Below are 16,837 nucleotides of genomic sequence, written 5' to 3'. Positions count from 1 at the left end.
ATCTACGTTGCCAACAAAATAAGATACCGGATAATAAAGGGAAACCGTCTATGACAACAAGGGATAGCCTCCATGCAGGAACAGTTCTTCAGTGTCACCCATGCCACGCCGGTCAATGTGATCCCCATGCCCGGCGATTTTCACCTGCCCTCGCTGGAGGCACTGGAAGCCGAGCTGCCCGAACCCTTTCGCATCGCCTCCTCCATCAGCTCCATCGACATGGTGACCAGTCGCCTGCTCCGCAACCAGAGTGAGTCGATGCACGATCTGGTGGAGATCATCAACCAGCAGTCGCGCAAGATCGACATGATCATGGGCTATGTGCTGTCGGTGCAGGATCACCCGGAGCACCGCTTCCACACCCTGCGCTTTGGCGCCGGCCAGCTCACCTATCTGCACCCGCGCCAGGGCCACGGCGAGGCACCGCACCTGCACCAGATAGTGCAGCTCAAGATCTTCCTGCGCGAAGAGGCCTCCGCCATCTACTGCTACGGCCAGGTCAAGCATCAGGAACCGAGCGAGCACGGCACCCAGGTGGTGCTCGACTATGTGCGGATCCGCGAGGATGACCGCGAACTGCTGGTACGCGCCAGCCTGCATATCCAGTCCAAACAACTCAAACTTCGTGCGCAAGACCGTCAACGTTAAAAGAATCGAATGATGCCAATGAAGCTCCCCGCCTTGCCCGCCAAGGCGGGCCAAAAGTCAACGCTCGGCCAGCTGACAGGCAGCAGCCTCTCGCTGATAGCCGCTCGCCTCACCGAGGAGGCTCAGCGCCCCGTCCTGCTGGTGACCGCCGATACCCCGAGTGCCCTGCGCCTCGAACAGGAACTGCAGTACCTCTTGGCCGACAAGGGCTGCCCGGTGCTGCTGTTCCCGGATTGGGAGACCCTGCCCTACGACACCTTCTCCCCCCATCAGGACATCATCTCCCAGCGGCTCGAGACCCTCTACAAGCTGCCGCAGATGAGCAGCGGCGTGCTGATCGTGCCCATCTCCACCCTGATGTTGCGCACGGCGCCCCGGGTCTATCTCGACAAATACAGCCTGATGGTGAAGAGCGGCCAGCGCCTCAACCTGCAGCAGCTGCGCGGTCGCCTGGCCGAGGCAGGTTACGTGGCGGTAGAACAGGTGCTGGAGCACGGCGAATTTGCCGCCCGCGGCTCCCTGCTCGATCTCTTCCCCATGGGCAGCAGCAGCCCCTATCGCATCGATTTTTTCGACGACGAGGTGGACTCCATCCGCCCGTTCGACCCCGAGACCCAACGCTCCAGCGAGCCGGTCAAGAGCGTCAGCCTGTTGCCGGCCCGGGAGTTTCCCACCGATGAAGCCGCTATCGAGCTGTTTCGCGGCCAGTATCGCGAACAGTTCGAGATCTCCCGCGCCGAGGGCTCCATCTATCAGGAGGTGAGCAAGGGACGCTGGCCGGCAGGTATCGAGTACTATCTGCCGCTCTTCTTCCAGCAGACCGCCAGCCTGTTTGATCACCTGCCGGACAACACCCTGCTGCTGACCGTGGGGGAGATCTACCCCGCCGCCCAGCGCTTCTGGAACGACATCGGCCAGCGCTATGAAGACAGGCGCTGGGACAATACCCGTCCCCTGCTGCCGCCCCAGCAGATCTACCTGCCGGTGGAGCAGCTGTTTGCCGCCCTGGGTCAGTACGCGGCCGTACGGCTGCAGGAGGCCCCCACCGCCGGCGATGCGGGCCAGCACGACCTCCCTCTCTCGGCGCTGCCGGATCTTCAGCTCGATCACAGCAAGGAGCAGCCGCTGCTGGCCCTCAGCCAGTTCCTGCAAGGCTTTGCCGGCCGCACCCTGTTTGCGGTGGAGTCCGAAGGTCGGCGCGAGGTGCTGGGGGATCTGCTGGCGCGCATCGCGCTGCAACCCAAGGAGTTCGCCTCGCTCGATGCCTTCATCACCAGCAAGGCCCGCCACGGCCTGCTGGTGGCACCGCTCGAACGCGGTTTCTTGCTGCGAGAGCCGGGGCAAGAGGAGCTGGCGCTCATCACCGAGACCGAACTGCTGGGCGGCAAGATCCGCAGCAAACGGCAACGGGAGAAGAGCAAGAACTTAAGCTCGGATGCGGTGATCCGAAACCTGGGCGAGCTGACCCAGGGTCAGCCGGTGGTGCATCTGGATCACGGGGTCGGCCGCTATCTGGGGCTGGAAACCATCGACGCCGGCGGCCTGCCCACCGAGTTTCTGACCCTCGAATACGCCGGTGGCGACAAGCTGTTCGTGCCGGTCACCAGCCTGCACCTCATCAGCCGCTATACAGGATCCGACAACCCGCCCAGCCACAAGCTCGGCGGCGAGGCCTGGGTCAAGGCGCGGCGCAAGGCGGCCGAGAAGGTGCGCGACGTGGCGGCCGAGCTGCTCGATGTCTACGCCCACCGCGCGGCCCGCGCCGGCTTTGCCTTCAAGCACGACCGCGAGGCCTATCGCCAGTTTGCCGCCGGCTTCCCGTTCGAGGAGACCGAGGATCAGCTCAATGCCATCAATGCGGTGCTTGGCGATATGTGCCAGGCCAAGAGCATGGATCGGCTGGTGTGCGGCGACGTGGGCTTTGGCAAGACCGAGGTGGCGATGCGGGCGGCCTTTGTGGCCGTGCACGGCGGCAAGCAGGTGGCCGTGCTGGTGCCCACCACCCTGCTCGCCCAGCAGCACTATGACAACTTCCGCGATCGCTTCGCCAACTGGCCGGTGCGGGTCGAGGTGCTGAGCCGCTTCCGCTCCGCCAAGGAGCAGAGCGCCGTGATGAAGGAGATGGCCGAGGGCAAGGTGGACATCATCATCGGCACCCACAAGCTGCTGGGCGCCGAGCTCACCTTCAAGGATCTCGGCCTGCTCATCGTCGACGAGGAGCATCGCTTCGGGGTGCGCCAGAAGGAGAAGATCAAGGCGCTGCGCGCCGACGTGGATATCCTCACCCTTACCGCCACCCCCATTCCGCGTACCCTCAACATGGCGATGTCGGGCATGCGGGATCTCTCCATCATCGCCACCCCGCCCGCCAAGCGCCTGGCCATCAAGACCTTCGTGCGCCAGCATGAGCCGGCGGTGGTGCGCGAGGCGGTGCTGCGGGAATTGAAGCGTGGCGGTCAGGTCTACTACCTGCACAACGACGTGGAGAGCATCGAGAAGTGCGCGGCGGATCTTGCCGAGCTGGTGCCGGAGGCGCGCATCGGCATCGCCCACGGCCAGATGCGTGAGCGCGAGCTCGAGCGGGTGATGTCGGATTTCTACCACCAGCGCTTCAACCTGCTGGTCTGCACCACCATCATCGAGACCGGCATCGACGTGCCAAGTGCCAACACCATCATCATGGACCGGGCGGATCATCTGGGCCTGGCTCAGTTGCACCAGCTGCGGGGCCGGGTCGGCCGCTCCCACCACCAGGCCTATGCCTACCTGCTCACCCCCCATCCCAAGCTGATGACCAAGGATGCGGCCAAGCGACTGGAGGCCATCGCGTCGCTGGAAGATCTCGGCGCCGGCTTTGCGCTGGCCACCCACGATCTGGAGATCCGCGGCGCCGGCGAGCTGCTGGGCGACGATCAGAGCGGCCAGATCGAATCGGTGGGCTTCACCCTCTACATGGAGATGCTGGAGCAGGCGGTGGAGGCGCTCAAACATGGCAAGGAGCCGTCGCTCGAACAACTCATGAGTCAGCACACCGAGGTGGAGCTGCGCCTGCCCGCCTTGCTCCCGGACGACTACATCCCGGACGTCAACATGCGGCTCTCCATGTACAAGCGGATCGCCAGTGCGGCGGACGAGCAGGAGCTGCGCGAACTCAAAGTGGAGCTCATCGACCGCTTCGGCCTGCTGCCGGAACCAACCAAGACCTTGATGGAGCTGGCCGCCTTCCGCCAGCGCGCCACGGCGCTGGGCATTCGCCGGGTGGAGATGAGCGAGCGCGGCGGCTATCTGGACTTTACCCAGGAGACCCGCGTCAACCCGGCCTATCTGGTTAAGCTGCTCTCCGAGCAGCCGCGCATCTACAAGATGGACGGGCCGACCCGGCTGCGCTTCCAGGTGCCGACCCAGGATCGGGCCATGCGCCTCAAACTGGTGGACGGTCTGCTGGCGGATCTCGCCAGCCACGCCAGTCCCTGAGGTGGCATTCCTTGAGCGGCTAGCCGCTTACCCAAATAAAACGGGAGCCAATATGGCTCCCGTTTTATTATCCCGTGATGCTGACCGTCAAGACTGCTCGGCCGGGTTTTCATGGGAGGAAAATTCGCGCATGAAGGCCTCGGCCCGCTCCACCATCTTGGTAGATCCGACGAAGTAAGGGGTGCGCTGGTGCAGCGCGGTGGGCTGGATATCCATGATGCGATTGAAGCCGTCGGAGGCTCTGCCACCCGCCTGCTCCACCAGGAACGCCATGGGGTTGCACTCATAGAGCAGACGCAGCTTGCCGTTCGGCGAGTTGGTGCCGGACGGATAGATGTAAATGCCACCCTTGAGCAGGTTGCGATGAAAATCGGAGACCAGAGAGCCGATGTAGCGGGAGGTGTAAGGACGGTGGGTCGCCTCGTCCCGCTCCTGGCAATATTTGAGGTACTTCTTCACCCCGTCCGGGAACTTGATGTAGTTGCCCTCGTTGATGGAGTAGATCTTGCCCTCTTCCGGAATGCGGATGTTCTCGTGGGAGAGGCAGAAGCAGCCGATGGAGGGGTCATAGGTAAAGCCGTTGACGCCAAAACCGGTGGTGTAGACCAGCATGGTGGAGGAGCCATAGACCACGTAACCGGCGGCGACCTGGCGGTTGCCCGGCTGCAGGAAGTCTTCCAGGGTGACGCCGGCACCCGGCTTGCTGACCCGGCGATAGATGGAGAAGATGGTCCCGACGGAGACGTTGACGTCGATGTTGGAGGAGCCGTCGAGGGGATCAATCAGCACCACGTACTTGGAGTGACGGGAGAGCTCGGAATCGAAGGAGACGAAATCCTCTTCCTCTTCGGAGGCCATGCCGCACACTTCGCCACGGGCTTCCAGCGCCGCCTTGAAGCGCTCGTTGGCGTAGACGTCCAGCTTCTGCTGCACCTCGCCCTGCACGTTTTCAGCACCCATGGAGCCGATGATGTCCGCCAGCCCCGCCTTGTTGATCTCCCGGTTCACCACCTTGGCAGCCAGGCGAATGGAGCTGAGCAGAGAGGTCAGCTCGCCGGTCGCAGTGGGATAATCCGCCTGCTTTTTGACGATGAACTCGCCCATGGTGATCATGTTTCGCATTATGGTTCCTTTAAGATCGTTTCCGTTGGCATTGAAAACGTTTGCAAGCATCAGCAAAAAAAGTGCCGATCCTCGGCAGCGTTGTTTTGTAACCTAATGTAACGTCTGTTTTTTGTTTTTGCAGCGAATTAAGCCGCTTGATAAATGCACATTCCCGCCATTTTTTCTGCCCGACGCTCGCCATAAACCGGTTTCAATCGGTAACTTTTCGAATGTTAATTCGTGGCAAAAAATCACTAAGATGTTGCCATGAGGGCGCCAAGATCCCCGCTCTGCCCCCTATCTGGGGCGCATGCCAAAGGAGACCGGCCTGCCTCTTGAGATCTCGCCATCAATCCCGCACACTGGCCAGGCTTTGGAAGCAAAAAAACATAAGGATATTCAATGAAAAGGACTCTCATTGCCGGTACGGTGGCCGCTCTGTTCGCACTCCCCGTCCTGGCGGCCCAGGTACCGGCCGGTACCAAGCTGTTACCCGCAGAACAGCAAACCTTCATCCGCAACATAGGTACCGAACCCGCCTCCATCGATCCCCAGATGGTGGAAGAGAGCGCGGGCAGCGAAATCGTCAACGATCTGTTCGAGGGGCTCTACACCCTGGACGGGGACGGCAAGCTGCAGCCTGCCGGCGCCCTGGGTTACCAGCTCGATCCCACCGGCACCGTCTACACCTTCAAGCTCAGACCCGATGCCAAGTGGTCCAACGGCGAGCCGGTGACGGCGGCCGATTACGTCTATGGCTGGCAGCGGGCGGCGGATCCCAAGAACGCCTCCAACTACGCCTGGTTCATCGAGCTGACCGGTGTCACCAATGCCGCCGAGGTCATCCAGGGCAAGCAGAGCCCGGATACGCTGGGCATCAAGGCGCTCGATGAGCATACCCTGCAGATCACCCTGAAAAACCCGGTCCCCTTCTTCCTGAAGACCCTCTCCCACTACACCACCTTCCCGGCGCCGAAGGCGACCATCGAGAAGTTCGGTCATGAGTGGGTCAAGCCTGGCAACATCGTCTCCAACGGGGCCTTCGTGCTCAAGGAGTGGACCCCCAACGAACGCCTCATCGCCGAGCGCAACCCCCATTACTGGGACAACAAGAATACGGTGCTGAACAAGGTGTTCTATCTGGAGATAGTCTCCGACACCGCCGCCTACAACCGCTACCGCGCCGGCGAGCTGCACTACACCAGCTACCCGCTCGAGCAGTACAAGCAGCTCAAGCAGCAGAGCCCGCAGGAGCTGGTGAGCGTGCCAACCCTGGCCACCTACTACTACGTGTTCAACACCCAGCGCAAACCGTTCGATGACCCCAAGGTGCGCAAGGCGCTGTCGCTTGCCATCGACAGGGACACCATCACCGAGAAGATCCTGGGACAGGGTCAGATCTCTGCCTTCAGCCTGACGCCACCCATCGTCGACGGCTTCGAGCTCAAGCGACCGGCCAGCGAGCTGATGAGCAAGGAGGAGCGGATCAAGCAGGCCAAGGCGTTGCTCGGCGAGGCGGGCTACGGCCCGGACAAGCCGCTGACGGTGGACATCCTCTACAACACCAACGAGGGGCACAAGAAGATAGCGCTGGCCATCTCCTCCATGTGGAAGCACAACCTGGGTGTCCAGGCCAAGCTCAACAACATGGAGTGGAAAACCATGGTCTCGGCCCTCAACGAAGGGGATTTCGGGGTCAGCCGCTACTCCTGGAACGGGGACTACAACGACGCGTCCACCTTCCTCGATATCCTGACCTCCAGCAGCAGCGCCAACAGCGGCAAGTGGTTCAACAAGGAGTACGACGCCCTGCTGAGCAAGGCCCACGACTCGCAGGATGGCGCCGAGCGCAACCGCCTCTATCAACAGGCGGAAGCGGTGATCGAGGCCGACGCCCCCATCGCGCCTGTCTACTTCTACGTCAAGTCCCGCCTGCTCAAGCCCAACATCAAGGGCTACCCCTACCAGAATCCGCAGGATCTGGTCTACTCGAAGGACCTCTACCTCACCGCGCAGTGAGGCTAGCTATCCCGCATAAAAAAGACCGCCATTCGGCGGTCTTTTTTTCAATCCTCCCGGCAGGTGGCCAGCGCCACCCTGCGCCGGCGCAGCACCACAGGTTGCACCAGCAGCTGGGCCAGCAAGACCCCAAACAGGGTCATGCCACCGCCGATCAGGTGATAGCTGGTCAATCTCTCGCCGAGCCAGCTGATGGCCAGGCCCGCTGTCATCACCGGCAACAGGTTCATGAAGATGGCGGTGCGGCTTGCCCCGAGCAGAGCAATGCCCTGCATCCAGAGCCAGGGGGACAGGGCTGAGGTCGGGATCCCCGCATAGAGGATCAGCCAGAGCGCCCGCCCGTCCGGCCAGTGTCCATCCACCAGCAGATAAAACGGGGTGAGGAACAGCAGACTGCACAGCACCTGGCCGTAGAGCATGGACCAGTTGTCGAGCCCCAGATCCCACTTCTTGAGCAGCACGCTGTAGAGCGCATAGGTGCCCGCCGACAGCAGCATGTAGACGGAGCCGATGCGGATGCCCTGGGTAAAGAGGCGGGCGGGATCCCCCTGCCCCAGCAAAATGGCCAGCCCCAGGATGGAGATGACGCCGCCTAGCAGCGCCCCCCAGGTGGGACGCTCCCGCAGCAGCCAGATGCTGAGCAGCACAGTCATCAAGGGGGTGAGCCCCATCATCAGGCCAATTTCGGTCGCCCCCAGGGTCTGCGCCGCGTAGTAGCCGAAGGTCTGGTTGAGCACCATGCCAAGCAGGGCCAGCGCCGCCAGCTGATAGAAACCAGCCCGCAGTTTGGCTCGCTCGCGCCAGGCCGTCCGGGGTGGATTGCCTGACAAAAAGGGGAACCGAACAGCGCCAAAGAGGCCGGAATGGCCCCAAAAACAATCATGCCCGCACGGTGGCGGGCATGATACGGATCAGCGAGGTGACGAAGCTATCACGCCGCATCCATGTGCAGTCTCGAGATCAACGCGTTGACCTCGACCACGGTCTGGCGGTGGGGAATATCCGCCGACGTGGGCATCATCAGCAAGCCGGACTGGAAGTCGAAGCGTCCTCTGCCGTGGATGTAAATCCGCCCCTTGAAGAAGGTTTTGACATGTTTTGCCACCATCAGTGGCAGGTACTTCTTGAATACTCTCATCGTTTGCAACCTCTTGCAGTTGTATCCGTATGACAGCAGCTTCTGCGAAATAATTCCGTCAAATCTGTATAAAAATCCGGAAAAATCGCAACTCTCTTCCCCAAAAAACCAATCTATAACTTTTTATTAACTTTTAGCGTATTGTATGTGGTCCTTCCAGCCAGAGCAAGACCCCCTTGCCATCCTGCCACTCGATACAGGCCAGGCCCGAGGTGGCAAACATGGGGGCACCGGCCGCCGGACAGAGGCTCTGCACCAGGTATCCCACCAGCGGCAGGTGGCTCACCATCAGGATGCTGTCGTGCTTGGCCGCAAGCGCAGTGAGGTAACTTGCCACAAAGGCCGGATCACCGTAAGGGGTGATGTCACCGCTCTCTTCGACGGCCCCTGCCTTGGGTAATTCACTGCATATGCTCTGCCAGGTTTGTCTGGCGCGCAGGTAGTTGCTGTGGATCACCCGATCCAGCTTGCCGCCAAGCTGGGGGGCCAGCCAGCGGGCCATGTGGATGGACTCTTCGATTCCCTGCTCGGTCAGTGGACGCTGTTCATCTGTTTTCGCATTCATGCCAGCCTGGCCATGACGCATGATGTAGATTTTCATTACAACCTCGCCCAACGGGCCTGTTTTGATAGCGGGGGGATCTTACCCCGCCATGCCGGGGGAAACAATTGCGCTACCTCTCAGAAAAGGGTTTGCCTCACCGGGTAGCGGGGTCGATAATCATGTTTAAATTCAAATAAATCCAACAAGAGTCACGCGCCAATGAGCCCATATGCCAGTCCCAACGACCATCGGCAATACCACTATCTGGAGCTGGCGAACCGGCTCAGGGTCTTGTTGATCTGCGATCCCGACACCGACAAGTCCGCCGCCTCCCTGGCCGTCAACACCGGCCATTTCGACGATCCGGCGGACCGGCAGGGGATGGCTCATTTCCTTGAGCATATGCTGTTCCTTGGCACCTTCACCTATCCCAAACCTGGTGAATACCAGCAATTTATGAGCCGTCATGGCGGCAGCAACAACGCCTGGACCGGCACCGAGTTCACCAACTTCTTCTTCGAAATTGACAACGGCTTCTTCGAGGCAGGGCTGGATCGCTTCTCCCAGTTCTTCATCTGCCCCACCTTCGATCCCGAGTGGGTGGACAAGGAGCGCAACGCGGTCGACTCCGAATACCGCCTCAAGCTGCAGGACGACGTGCGCCGCAGCTACCAGGTGCACAAGGAGACGGTCAATCCCGCCCACCCCTTCGCCAAATTCTCGGTGGGCAACCTGGATACCCTGGCCGATCTGCCCGGCCGGGATCTGCGCTCCGACCTTATCCGGTTTTACGAAACCCACTACAGCGCGGATCGCATGGCGCTGGTGATGATCTCGCCAGCCACCATCGAGACCCAGCTGGGTTGGTGCGATCGCTTTTTCGCTCCCATTTTGAATCGCAATCTGGGAACGCCGACCCTAGACATGCCCCTCTACCGGCTCGATGACCTGGGCATTCGCATCCAGATCAACCCGGTCAAGGAGACCCGCAAGCTCGCGCTCACCTTCCCGTTGCCCAACGTGGATGAGTATTACGACAAGAAGCCCCTCACCTTCCTGAGCCACCTCATCGGCTACGAAGGAGACGGCAGCCTGCTCTCTCTGCTGAAAGCGAAGGGTTGGGTCAACCAGCTCTCCGCCGGCGGTGGCATCAGCGGCGCCAACTTCAAGGATTTTGGCGTCAACTTCGGGCTAACCCCGCTCGGGCTCGAACACGTCAACGAGATAGTGACTGCCCTGTTCGGTTACTTGAAGCTCATCGAGCGCGGCGGAGTGGAAGCCTGGCGCTATGACGAGAAGCGCACCGTGCTCGAATCAGCCTTCCGCTTCCAGGAGCGGGGCCGGGCACTCGACACCGTCTCCGGGCTGGTGTTGAACCTGTTCAGCTACGCTCCCGACGACCTGCTCTACGGCGACTACATGATGCGCGCATACGACGAGCCGCTCATTCGCCGCCTGCTCGCCAAGCTCACCCCCCACAACCTGCGCATGACCGTCACGGCGCCGGAGCTCGGCACGGACCGGCTGGCCCGCTGGTATCAGACCCCTTACAGCGTCTCCATCATCACCGAGGCGGAGAAGATCCGCTGGCAGCAGAGCGAACCGGATCCCGCGCTGGCCCTGCCGCTGCCCAACCCCTTTATCAGCAACCGGCTCGACGTGCGCACGCCCGAGCTTGCCGCCGACATGCCCGCCTGCCTCATCGATCGGCCCGGCTTTCGGCTCTGGCACCTGCATGAGCATCAGTTCAGCGTGCCCAAGGGCAACCTCTACATCTCCATCGACAGCGAGCATGCGGTCAAGAGCCCGCGCCACATCGCCATGGCACGCCTCGCGGTGGAGCTGCTCACCGACCACCTCAACGCCCTCACCTACCCGGCGGAGCTGGCGGGGCTCGGCTATCAGATCTATGCCCACCAGGGCGGCTTTACCATCAACCTGAGCGGCTTTGCCGACAAGCAGCCGCTGCTGCTCGACATGATCCTCGGCAACCGCACCCTCGGTTACCCGGATCCGGCCCGATTTGCCGAAATCAAGGAGCAGCTCATCCGCAACTGGGACAACCAGTCCAAGGCGCGCCCCATCTCCCAGCTGTTCAACCAGCTCACCAGCCTGCTGCAGCCCAACAACCCGCCGTTCGAGCAGTTGCTGCGCCACCTGCGCAGCGTCGAGCTGGGCGAGATGCCCGCCTTCGTGGCGAGCCTCTTTGCCGAGGTACACGTAGAGACCCTGGTACACGGCGACTGGACCGCCGCCGAGGCCCTCGAGCTTGCCGCCCTGCTGGAGCGCCACCTCGGCGTCAACAGCCAGCCCAGTGCCGAGACCCGCCGCCCGCTCATCTCCATTCAGGACAGGGGCACCCTCATTCGCGAACAGGGCTGTGAGCATGAAGACTCGGCCCTGCTGGTCTACTACCAGTCGCGCACCACCCGGGCACGGGATCTGGCCTGCTTCACCCTGGCCAACCACATCATGTCCTCCACCTTCTTTCACGAGCTGCGCACCCGTCAGCAGCTCGGTTACGTAGTGGGGGCCGGCAACCTGCCCCTCAATCGCCATCCCGGCCTCATCTTCTACATTCAGTCGCCGGTGGCCGGGCCGCAGATCCTGCTGGATGCGGTGGAGGAGTTCATCGACCTGTTTCCGCTGGCCATGCTCGAGCTCACCGCCCGTCAGTGGCAGGACAGCAAGGCGGGCCTGCAGGCCCAGCTGAGCGAGCGGGATGCCAACCTGCGCAGCCGCGGCCAACGGCTCTGGGTCAGCATCGGCAACAAGGATCTGGGCTTTGATCAGCGCGAAAGGGTGTGCGAGGAGGTGGGCAACCTGAGCCGTGCCGATCTGGTGCGCTTTATCACCCAGCTGAGATCGAGAACGTCGGATCGGCTGATCCTCTGCAGCTATGGTCAGGGCCACGAGCACGACGAGCGCATCACCGGCCAGTTTATCGACGACCCGCGCGCGTTCCGGCTCAATGCCGCCACCTTCGAGGCCTGATCAGGCCTCCTGTACCCTCTCTTGCAGCCAATAAAAAGCCGACCCCGTGGGGTCGGCTGGAAAAACCATAATCAATTGCGACCAGAGCCGCCAAAAGTGAACATGAGCGTGAAAATCAGACACTGAGTTGATGGTCGGCGGGCAGTCCCAAACCAGAGCGCGCCTGCCGATGACAACAGTGATTGAGAAACAGGCTCATCTTAGGCACTCCCCTCCCTTGTCACGTTGATCTATGTCAAAGGAGGTAATAAAGAGTCAACCAGCTGCAGCTTTATGGCCAGTTTTATGGCCTCGGGTCACGCTTTTGGTCAGGCTTTTGGTCAGGCCTGTGGACGGCGCACCAGCCGGTAGGCCACCTCGTCGAAGTAGGAGAGCTGGCCCGACAGCACCCTGGGGTGATCGAGCTCCGCCGCTCGCCCCAGCACCTCCACCTGGAAGTGGCGCTCGAACAGGGTGCGCACCTCCATCTCCCCCACCGAGAACGGCGGCTGACGCTGCTGCTCCGGCTGATACTCCAGAGTCACCAGCAGGATCTGACCGCCCGCCTCGATAAGCCGGCTCATCAGCTCGGCATATTGACGGCGCATGGCGGTCGGCAGCGCAATGAGAGCGGCCCTGTCGTAGGCCAGCCGATAGCGGCGGCCAAGTTCGGGGGCAGCGAAAAAATCCCCCTCATAGATGCGCAGGCTGTCGTGCTGATGGCACTGATAGGGGCCCTCGGCACTCACCGTTTCACTCAGTTTGTTCTCGCTGAAAAAGCTGTTGATGGCGACGGACGAGAGCTCGAACCCGTCGACCGGATGGCCCTGCCCGCTCAGCCAGAGCATGTCGCGGGACTTGCCGCACAGGGGCACCAGCACGGGCTCGCCCTGCTGCTGGGCCGACCACCAGGATTGCAGCCAGCGATTGAAATCCGCCTGATGAAAGCCGATCCGGTTCTCTTCCCAACGCTGATGCCAAAATGCCGCTTCCATCCAGTAACCCCTGTCATGTAAAGATGCATCAATATCACAACTTAGCCCGGCACACGCAAGCACCAACAAGGCGGCAGCCGTAACTTTTGCCCAAAAAAGCGGAACAAAACAAAAAAGGGCCCCAAGGCCCCCTTTTGACATCTTTTTGTCATCCACTCCTGCTCTTGCTCGCCTGCTTTGCGCTTGCTACAGCGACGGTAGGGCGAGTCGGATCAGAGCAAAGCCGGCTCGGCGCAGATGACCGGCGCCACCGCAGCAAGCCTTGCCGCAATCTCGGCAAAGTCGGGGCGCGCCGCCACCGCCTCGGCAAGACAGTCATCCACCAGCGCATGCAGGGCATCCAGCCTGTCATCACAGGGGGCACAGCGGGCCAGCAGCTCTTCCAGCAGGCAGCCGAAGGCCCTCACTTCCAGTCGCTCCAGCAAGCCGGCCAGCTCGCCGTCGGTTCGCTCATAACAGGAGGCGGCACCGAAATCCCCGAGCAGCAGCCTGCCTTCCCCTTGTGAGGAGTGCAGCATGTTGTGGGCGTAGAGATCGCCGTGCAGGATGCCGCGCCCGTGCAGATGCAGTGCGGCGCTCGCCACCCCCTGCACCATGGCCAGCAGCGCAGCCAGGGTAAAGCGAGCATCGGCCGGGTAGATGTCGCGAGTACAGGAGTCCAGGCTCGGCGGTCCCGCCAGGTTGATAAAATCTGGGTCTATCAGCGCCATCACCAACGCCGGAATGCCGGAGGGGTGATCCCCCACCCGCCCCTCGACCCCGACCAGATGGGGATGACGGCCAGCCGCCAGCGACACCGCCAGCTCGCAGCGGGGCAGCCCATCGCTGGTCACGGCCCCCTTGAAGCATTTGACCGCCACCGCCCGCGGCCCCGCCGGCGTAGCCAGCTCTGCGCGATGGCTAACGCCGGATGCCCCCTGCCCCAGCCGCTCGCCCACCGTCAGTGCAGCCCACGGGATATCGGCCACCGAGGCGCACTGGCCCAGCCGCTGTTCCTGCTTGTCGCTGAAGGGGTTGCCCGCATACGCCAGCCAGGCGAGGCGCGGCAGTTTCACCAGCCAATCCGGGAGCGCCTCGAGCCGGTTGGCGGCGATGCGCACCAGCTCCAGACGCTGGCAGTTGGCCAGGGTTGCCGGCAGCTCGCGCAGGCGATTGCCGGAGAGCATCAGCTTTTGCAGGGCGCCGCACTGACCCAGCTCATCGGGCAACTGCTCGATGGCGTTGTCGGTCAGGATCAGCCAGCGCAGCCCCGCCGGCAGCGACGCGGCGGGAACCGTGGCGATCTTGTTGGCTTTGAAGCCCACCATAGTGAGTGCCGGGCAGCGCCCCAGCACCTCGGGCAGCTCGGTAAAGCGGTTCTCGGAGCAGAAAATGATGCGCAGCTTGCTGAACCCGGCCAGCTCGTCAGGCAGCCGACTCAACTGGTTGCCGGTGAGATCCAGCACCTCCAGCGTCTCTTTGAGAGCCAGGATCTCGGGCGGGAACACCGTCAGGTTTTCGGCGAGTTTAAGGTAGCGGGCGCCGCAGAGTTTACCTGCGCGCAACTGTTCCAGGGTATGCATGACATCGTCTCTATCGGGGTGGCCGACTCGCGGCCAACGGCGCTGTCGGTATGGACCCGCAGTCAAACCGGCAGTCAAAAAATGAGGGGGCATTATAGAGAATGACGGCCGAAGATCCCCTGTTTTGTTGCCGCAAGGGTCCGCACCGGCGCACGGTGCCGTGATAGGGGGGCAAAGAGAGCAAGATTCGGGTCGTGTCTGCGAGGGCCGGTTGCCATAGTGGGGCTAAACCAGCGTGGAGTTAAACCCATTGAGGTTCCAACCCACTGCCAACCCCGTGCGCCCGCACAACACACCTGCGAGGGAACTGCCATGTCATCACTGTCCAACAAGGTCGCCATCATCACCGGCGCCAGCTCCGGCATCGGCCGCGCCAGCGCCATCCTGTTTGCCCGGGAAGGGGCCAGCGTGGTCGTCGGCGCCCGCCGCCAACCCGAGCTGGATCTGCTGGTGGAGGAGATCCGCCACGAGGGGGGCCAGGCGGTGAGCCTGGTGGGGGATGTGAGAAGCGAGACTTACGCCCGCGCCCTGGTGGATCTCGCGCTGACCCGTTTCGGCGGACTCGATATCGCCTTCAACAACGCCGGCACCACGGGGACACCGGGCCGCGTGCCGGCGCTTGGACTGGCGCAGTGGCAGGAGACCCTGGATACCAACCTCACCAGCGCCTTTGTGGGGGCCAAGTACCAGATCCCCGCCATGCAGGCACGCGGGGGCGGTTCGCTTATCTTTACCTCCACCTTCGTCGGCCATACCCTGGGGTTGCCCGGCATGGCGGCCTATGCCGCGAGCAAGGCCGGCCTCATCGGCCTGACCCAAGTGCTGGCTGCCGAATATGGGGCACAAGGGGTGCGGGTCAACGCCCTGCTGCCGGGGGGCACCGACACCCCCATGGGACGGGCCTTTACCGATACCCCGGAAAGCCTCGCCTTTGTGCAGAATATGCATGCCCTCAAACGGCTGGCCCAACCGGAGGAGATCGCCCGCTCGGCCCTTTATCTCGCGTCCGATGCATCCAGCTTTACCACCGGCATTGCCCTGCTGGCCGATGGTGGGGTATCTATTTGTCGCACATGACCTTGTCGCACCCAGGATACTGCGGCTGCCAACTTATCGTGAGAGCGCCTTATGTCTGATTACGCCCGCATCGCCGATGCCATCCGTTTTATCGCAAGCCAGGTGGCGCGCCAACCCACTCTGGACGAGATAGCGGCGCACGTGCACTTAAGCCCCTTTCACTTCCAGCGGCTATTCAGCCGCTGGGCCGGGGTGACGCCCAAACGCTATCTGCAGGTGCTGACCCTGGAGCGGGCCAAGGCGCTGTTGCAGGAGTCGCGCCCGCTGCTGGAGGTGGCCGATACCCTGGGCCTTAGCAGCGGCTCGCGGCTCTATGATCACTTCGTGCAGCTCGAAGCGGTGACGCCGGGCGAGTACAAGCAGCGCGGGGCCGGTCTGGTCATCGATCACGGGGTGCACGACACCCCCTTCGGCCAGGCGTTCGTCGCCCTGACCCCGCGGGGGGTGTGCAACTTCTCATTTCTCGATGACCAGGCCCCACAGGCGCCGCTGGCTGCTCTCGCCCGGAGCTGGCCAGAGGCAAAACTGAGGGAGGCACCATCACGTACCCAAGGGGTCATCCACACCATGTTCGATGGCAGCAAGGCGCCGGATCGCCCCATCTCCTTACACGTGAGCGGCACCAACTTCCAGATCAGCGTCTGGCGGGCGCTATTGCAGATCCCGCCCGCCAAGGTGGTGAGCTACGCCCAGGTGGCGAGCGCCGTCGGCAACCCCAAGGCCGCCCGCGCCGTGGGGCTGGCGGTGGGCGCCAACCCCGTCGCCTTGATGATCCCCTGCCACCGGGTCATCCAGCAAAACGGCAAACTCGGCGGCTATCACTGGGGCGAGACCCGCAAACAGGCAATACACGCCTGGGAAGCGGCGAGGTATGAGTGAACCTGGCCTTTTCTGTTCGCCCTGATGGGGGAGAAACAGGAGTGTTGGTTGTGAGTCAGCAGACAATCAGGCCGTGCCGGACGAGCAGGCAGTGATATAAAGCGGGGGCATTAGAAGAGTCGGGGCGCAGATCGCCCTTTTGTTGCTTTGGCAAGGCTCAGCGCTTAACCACATCACCTCAGCGGATTGACAAAGAGACGTAGGGTGCAATAAGCGCAGCGCATTGCACCGTTTTCAAAGCGGCTTTTGTGCAAGGTATGAGGCCCAAAGTTAGCGGTGCAATTTCATTGCACTACGGCACTAAAGGACGGATTAGTGTGGAGATGACACCCCACAATATTTTCAAGGAGGTCAGCAATGAGAACGAAGGAAATGCGAATTGGCAGCGAACACAAAGCACCGGATTGAGGCCGGTGTCAGTTGA

General features: G+C 62.2%; 11 protein-coding genes and 1 pseudogene. 6 read left to right on the top strand and 6 right to left on the bottom strand.

Annotated elements, in window-relative coordinates; translation table 11 throughout:
- Positions 1-72: 72 nt before the first annotated feature.
- A complete protein-coding gene (locus tag CK627_RS13885) occupies positions 73-648 on the top strand; it encodes a PilZ domain-containing protein (protein WP_095592644.1) in 576 nt (191 codons plus the stop codon).
- 9 nt (positions 649-657) lie between these two features.
- Entirely contained in the window at positions 658-4,122 is a 3,465-nt protein-coding gene (gene mfd, locus CK627_RS13880) for a transcription-repair coupling factor (RefSeq protein ID WP_095592643.1), read from the top strand.
- A gap of 87 nt (positions 4,123-4,209) precedes the next feature.
- Here mfd and fbp read toward each other — a convergent pair whose 3' ends face one another.
- The gene (gene fbp, locus CK627_RS13875; RefSeq protein WP_094697256.1) at positions 4,210-5,244 is read right to left on the bottom strand and encodes a class 1 fructose-bisphosphatase; all 1,035 of its coding nucleotides are present in this window, start codon (positions 5,242-5,244) and stop codon (positions 4,210-4,212) included.
- Positions 5,245-5,628: 384 nt separating this feature from the next.
- Here fbp and CK627_RS13870 point away from each other — a divergent pair, with 384 nt between their 5' ends.
- The gene (locus CK627_RS13870; RefSeq protein ID WP_017781391.1) at positions 5,629-7,245 is read left to right on the top strand and encodes a peptide ABC transporter substrate-binding protein; all 1,617 of its coding nucleotides are present in this window, start codon (positions 5,629-5,631) and stop codon (positions 7,243-7,245) included.
- A 47-nt stretch (positions 7,246-7,292) separates the two neighbouring features.
- Here the strand turns inward: CK627_RS13870 and CK627_RS13865 are convergent.
- From CK627_RS13865 to sixA, 3 genes and pseudogenes are all read right to left on the bottom strand, one after another.
- Positions 7,293-8,054 (bottom strand): annotated as a pseudogene (locus CK627_RS13865) (DMT family transporter); the annotation flags it as partial.
- 122 nt (positions 8,055-8,176) lie between these two features.
- On the bottom strand, positions 8,177-8,383 hold the full coding sequence (locus CK627_RS13860; RefSeq protein ID WP_005301545.1) for a DUF1107 domain-containing protein: 207 nt from the start codon (positions 8,381-8,383) through the stop codon (positions 8,177-8,179).
- A gap of 133 nt (positions 8,384-8,516) precedes the next feature.
- Positions 8,517-8,984 (bottom strand): phosphohistidine phosphatase SixA, encoded by a 468-nt coding sequence (gene sixA, locus CK627_RS13855; RefSeq protein WP_005301549.1) that lies wholly within the window; start codon positions 8,982-8,984, stop codon positions 8,517-8,519.
- A 162-nt stretch (positions 8,985-9,146) separates the two neighbouring features.
- Between sixA and CK627_RS13850 the strand changes: the two genes are divergently transcribed.
- A complete protein-coding gene (locus tag CK627_RS13850; protein ID WP_095592642.1) occupies positions 9,147-11,921 on the top strand; it encodes an insulinase family protein in 2,775 nt (924 codons plus the stop codon).
- A gap of 320 nt (positions 11,922-12,241) precedes the next feature.
- Here CK627_RS13850 and CK627_RS13845 read toward each other — a convergent pair whose 3' ends face one another.
- Together CK627_RS13845 and CK627_RS13840 are read right to left on the bottom strand one after the other, a co-directional pair.
- Positions 12,242-12,895 carry a thiopurine S-methyltransferase gene (locus CK627_RS13845; protein WP_017779648.1) on the bottom strand — a complete coding sequence of 218 codons (654 nt, stop codon included), beginning with the start codon at positions 12,893-12,895 and terminating at the stop codon, positions 12,242-12,244.
- Between the two features lie 212 nt (positions 12,896-13,107).
- Positions 13,108-14,457, bottom strand: coding sequence for a leucine-rich repeat-containing protein kinase family protein (locus tag CK627_RS13840; RefSeq protein ID WP_095592641.1), 1,350 nt, complete (start codon positions 14,455-14,457; stop codon positions 13,108-13,110).
- Between the two features lie 312 nt (positions 14,458-14,769).
- On the opposite strand from CK627_RS13840, the gene CK627_RS13835 reads away from it, so the two are divergent.
- On the top strand, positions 14,770-15,534 hold the full coding sequence (locus CK627_RS13835) for an SDR family oxidoreductase (RefSeq protein ID WP_167385355.1): 765 nt from the start codon (positions 14,770-14,772) through the stop codon (positions 15,532-15,534).
- A 51-nt stretch (positions 15,535-15,585) separates the two neighbouring features.
- Positions 15,586-16,413, top strand: a complete 828-nt coding sequence (locus tag CK627_RS13830) for a bifunctional transcriptional activator/DNA repair enzyme AdaA (protein ID WP_095592639.1) — start codon at positions 15,586-15,588, stop codon at positions 16,411-16,413.
- Positions 16,414-16,837: the final 424 nt, after the last annotated feature.

It is taken from the genome of Aeromonas dhakensis, assembly GCF_002285935.1.
GTDB lineage: Bacteria > Pseudomonadota > Gammaproteobacteria > Enterobacterales > Aeromonadaceae > Aeromonas > Aeromonas dhakensis.
The sequence above is the reverse complement of the archived record's forward strand: the minus strand, read 5'-3'. Positions and strand labels throughout refer to the sequence as shown.